Source organism: Nocardiopsis sp. TNDT3, assembly GCF_003427465.1.
Lineage (GTDB): Bacteria > Actinomycetota > Actinomycetes > Streptosporangiales > Streptosporangiaceae > Nocardiopsis > Nocardiopsis dassonvillei.
In genome coordinates this window covers 1-4,804 of record NZ_QPFC01001237.1, presented here as the reverse complement: position 1 = coordinate 4,804, position 4,804 = coordinate 1, and the positions used below count along the sequence as shown (strand labels likewise).

2 protein-coding genes and 1 pseudogene are annotated in these 4,804 nt (G+C 65.4%); 1 reads left to right on the top strand and 2 read right to left on the bottom strand.

Features of this window, described 5'->3' with window-relative positions; translation table 11 throughout:
• Positions 1-247: pseudogene (locus DQW06_RS26290) on the bottom strand (hypothetical protein); the annotation flags it as partial.
• A 126-nt stretch (positions 248-373) separates the two neighbouring features.
• On the opposite strand from DQW06_RS26290, the gene DQW06_RS26285 reads away from it, so the two are divergent.
• Positions 374-3,331, top strand: a complete 2,958-nt coding sequence (locus DQW06_RS26285) for a Tn3 family transposase (RefSeq protein WP_117199510.1) — start codon at positions 374-376, stop codon at positions 3,329-3,331.
• 792 nt (positions 3,332-4,123) lie between these two features.
• On the opposite strand, the gene DQW06_RS26280 is transcribed toward DQW06_RS26285, so the two are convergent.
• Complete coding sequence (locus DQW06_RS26280) at positions 4,124-4,726, bottom strand: hypothetical protein (RefSeq protein WP_117199509.1); 603 nt, start codon at positions 4,724-4,726, stop codon at positions 4,124-4,126.
• Positions 4,727-4,804 lie beyond the last annotated feature (78 nt).

Below are 4,804 nucleotides of genomic sequence, written 5' to 3'. Positions count from 1 at the left end.
CCCGGAGCCCGGCGTAGTAGGCCAGGTGGCAGATGGCCCGGTCCCGGATGGTGGCGTCGCGGGCCACGGTGCGCAGGAGGCGCAACAGCGTGCGCTGGTCCAGGGCGCGGGGTGCGCTCGGCCTGGCCAGGTGTTCGCGCACCACCGCCGGGCGGCCCGACCCGCGCAGGGCGAAGAAAGCGTCCACGGCGGCCAGGCGGTTGTTGATGGTGGCCGCACCCAGGGGTGTCGGTAAGGAGCGTGTCACCAGGTGCCAACTAACTCGCGAGTAACTTAGGCGTTCTCCAGACAGCCGACTCCGATCCCACGGAAGATCGTTCATGACCGGGCGGACCACCCGGGGAAGACGGCAGGCCGGTGGGGAGCGGTAGAGGTGGCGCGTGATCTGGACCTGGACGAACTCCTCGACGCCTTCACCCTCACCGCCGACGAGCTGAAGCTGCTGCGGAACAAGTCCGGGGCGACCCGGCTTGGGTTCGCGGTGACCCTGCGCTTCCTGCTCTGGCGCGGCCGGTTCCCGCGCGGCCGCGGCGAGGTGCCCGACAACGCCATCGCGCACGTGGCCAAGCAGGCCAAGGTCACCCCTTCCGAGATCGCCTTCTACGACTGGCAGGGGCGTTCGGCCAAGCGGAACCGCACCGAGATCCGCGACTTCACCGGCTTCGGCGAGTGCTCGGTCCCTGACGCCGAGAAGGTCACGCGGTGGCTGGCCGAGAACGTGTGCGACCAGGAGCGCAACCCCGACCGGGTGCGCCAGCGCCTGCTGGAGCACTGCAAAGAGGAGCTGATCGAGCCGCCGGAGAAGACCCGCATCGAGCGGATCGTGCGCTCGGCGCTGAGCCAGGCCGAGGATCAGATGATGGCCCGCGCGGCGGGCGAGGTGCCCGCCGAGGTCGTGGAGCGGATGCTCACGCTGATCGGTCAGGCCAGCGACGACCCCGACGAGACACCGGCGGATGGGGAGGGGCCCGAGGTGTACGCGCAGATCAAGGACGCGCCGGGTAACGTCAGCCTCAAGACGCTGATCGCGGAGAAGACGAAACTGGAAGCGGTGCGGGCCGTGAGTGTGCCGCACCGGGCCTTCGCGCGCATCCCCGCCAAGATGGTGGCCGCGTGGCGGGACCGGGCTGCGGCCGAGGCTCCCTCGCACCTGCGCGGCCACCCGCCTGAGATCAAGGTGTGCCTTCTGGGGGCGCTGTTGTGGTCACGTGAGCGGGAGATCACTGACACCCTGGTCGACCTGGTGATTTCGACCGTGCACAAGATCAATGCCCGTGCGGAGAAGGTCGTGACCGAAGAGTTCGTCCGCGACCTCAAGCGGGTCTCGGGCAAGGAGGACATCCTCTTCCGCATCGCCGAGGCCTCCGTGGGCTCGCCCGAGTCGCTGGTGCGCGAGGTGGTCTACCCGGCCGCCGGCGGCGAGCAGACGCTCCAGGACCTGCTGGCCGAGTTCCGGTCCAAGGGCACCAGCTACCGCCAGCACAAGCAGCGGGTGTTCAAGTCCTCCTACTCCAACCACTACCGCGTGGGGCTGCTCCAACTGCTGGACGTGCTGGAGTTCCACTCCTCCAACGACGTGCACCGCCCGCTGGTCAAGGCCCTGGAGCTGATCTGCCGCTACCGGGAGGTCACCAACAACCGCCCCTACTACGACGCCGGTGAGCACATCCCCGTCGACGGGGTGATCCCCTTCGAGCTGCGCGAGCTGCTGCACCGCACCGACAAACGCGGCCGGTCGCGGGTGCTGCGCACCGTGTATGAGTGCGGGGTGTTCCAGACCCTGCGCGAGCAGTTGCGCTGCAAGGAGATCTGGGTGGTGGGCGCCGACCGGTGGCGTAACCCGGACGAGGACCTCCCGGCCGACTTCGCTGACAAGAGGGTTGAGAACTACCGGAAGTTGAACCAGCCCCTGGACCCGGAGGAATTCATCGCGCGCCTGCGCGGCGACATGGTCACCGAGCTGGCCGGGCTCAACGACGCGCTGCCCCGCCTGGGGTGGGTGGAGGTCGCCGAACGCAAGACGGGGGCGATCAGCCTGACGCCGTTGGAGGCGCGTGCCGAGCCGCGCAACCTGCGACGGTTGAAGAAGGCGGTGCGCGCCAAGTGGGGTGTGGTCCCTTTGCTGGACATGCTCAAGGAGACCGCGCTGCGCACCGGGATGCTGGAGGCGTTCACCGGGGTCGGCACCCGCGAGGCCATCACGACAGAGGAGCTGTGGGAGCGCCTGATCCTGGTGATCTACGCCTACGGCACCAACACCGGGCTGCGCCGGGCGGCTGCGGGCGAGCACGCCTACTCCGAGGACGACCTGCGCTACATCCGGCGCCGCTACTTCACCATCGAGGGGGCGCGCAACGCCGCCCGCGCCATTGCCAACGCGACCTTCGCCATCCGCTCGGAGGCGATCTGGGGGCAGGGGTCGACAGCGGTGGGGTCGGACTCCACGCACGTCAAGGCCTTCGACCAGAACCTGTTCACCGAATGGCACTCCCGGTACGGGGGCCGGGGGGTGCTCATCTACTGGCACATCGAGGAGCGGTCGATGGCCGTGCACTCCCAGTTGCTGTCGTGCTCGGCCTCTGAGGTGCACGCCATGGTGGAGGGGGCGATGCGGCACGGCACCTCGATGAACGTGGAGGCCAACTACGTCGACTCCCACGGCCAGTCCGAGATCGGGTTCGGCATCACCCGGCTGCTGGGGTTCAAGCTGCTGCCGCGCATCAAGCAGATCAACCGCGTCAAGCTCTACCAGCCCGACCGCGGCGACCTGGAGACCTATCCCCTGCTGCGTCCGGCGATGACCCGGCCGATCCGCTGGGACCTGATCGCCCAGCAGTACGACCAGATGATCAAGTACGCCACCGCGATCCGGCTGGGCACCGCCTCCACCGAGGCGATCCTGCGCCGCTTCACCCGCAACGCCTCCCACCCCACCTACGCGGCGATGCTGGAGGTGGGCCGGGCGGAGAAGACCGCGTTCTGCGCGCGCTACCTGCGCGACCGCGACTTGCAGTACGAGGTGGGGTCGGGGCTGAACGTGGTGGAGAACTCCCACGGCATCCACGGCGAGATCCTCTACGGCAAGACGGGTGAGCTGTCCTCCAACCGCCGCGAGGAGCAGGAGCTGACCATGCTCGCCCTGCACATCCTCCAGGCGTGCCTGGTGTACGTGAACACGCTGATGCTCCAGGAAGTGCTGGCCGAACCCGAATGGGAGAACGCGCTGACGGCCGAGGACCGGCGCGGGCTCACGCCGCTGTTCTCCTCGAACATGAACCCCTACGGCGACATCCGCCTGAACATGGGCAACCGCCTGGCCCTGAGCGGCTGAGACCGATCCTACGAGGAAGGGATGTGGCCCGGTGAAGCGCTGGATGCAGGACAACGTGCCGGTGTTCGTGTGCTTCGAGAGCAGCGACACCGTCGAGCGCGAGGACTTCTCCCGAAGCTATGGCAAGCCGCAAGGTAGCCAATAAGTAACTTGGAAGCCATCTTGCGTCGCACCCCCTCAGTCAACGATCCTGATTGTATGAGCGATAGCAGTTTTCTTATATGGGGAGACCTGCAAAACGGGTGGGATTCCGCTTCCAACAATTGGATATACAGCCGAGAGATCCTCGCGACCGTCAGTTACGATCAACAGCTGCACCGACTGAGCTGGCGCTGTCATCATTGTGGCTATTCAGACTGGTTTGACCGACAGGGTGCAATGCTCTCGCGAGAAGACCTGGACTACTTCCATTATGAGGCGAGACACCATTTTATCACTTATCACACAGTTGATGGCACCACCTGGGGAAGCCCAGATCGCGAGTTCCTTCGATCTATGGGTTTTCCTGTCCCTCCACCCGCCCCCCGTAAAACCTTCTGGGAAGAACTCCGGGACGGTTTCAAATGGTGACTCGAGATCCTTAGCGCAGGTCGTCTCCACCGAGGGTTTCAGCAGAACCGGGACCAGGCGGACCACCTCGGCATCATGCTCCGCGCCGGCCTGGCCACGGCTTTGAGGCGATACGCCGTCCCCGCCGCAACACCAGCCCCACCACGCCAGGGGACGAGGGAACGGCGTGCTGCGCCCTCCCCAGAAGTCGGCTTGGGCGCTCCAGGCCGAGTAGCTGGATGGTCAGCCATCCGCGTAAAGGGATGCAAGGTCCTGGGCGGTCGTGTCCACGGGGTCGTCCTCACCGGAGTAAGTGAGAAATCCCCACACGACATGCACCGCAACGATAACTAGGGCAGCAGCCATGGGGACGTGAAGGAATACATCTCCCTGCCCCTGCCAGAAGGACAGAACGTCCTTCCCCGAAGTTTCCAGCCCTTTTTCCAGGAAATACCCGGCGATAAAGGCACCGAAAAAACCCAGGAACGAACCCATGTTCTCAAACGCCCCTGATGCGCAAGCGCCAACAGCAGTTCCGACTAGCACCACCAAAAGTGCTGGAGACGCATCCACACCGAAAAGGTGGACTACGATCTCCGCGACAGAGAGGCTAGCGAGACCGAAGGCCAGGTTCACGCCGCGAGCGATCTTCCGAGCAGCCACCACGCCAATAAAGAATACCAGCCCGAACGGCCCCAGGAGCAGATAGACAGTTTCCTCCGGCACTGGCTCAGGGTTGCCCACCACGGGGAGGATGTGCATGACATGGGACACGAGGAAGAGAACCGCAACAAAAGTGCTCAATACCTGAGAGAAGGCACAGAATATGCCGTAGAAGAACCTCAAGACGAACTCCCTTCAAGATTTATGTGGAGAGCAAGGGGTTACCGTTTGGAGAGGGAGGGGTGGGGGGGGGGGGGGGGG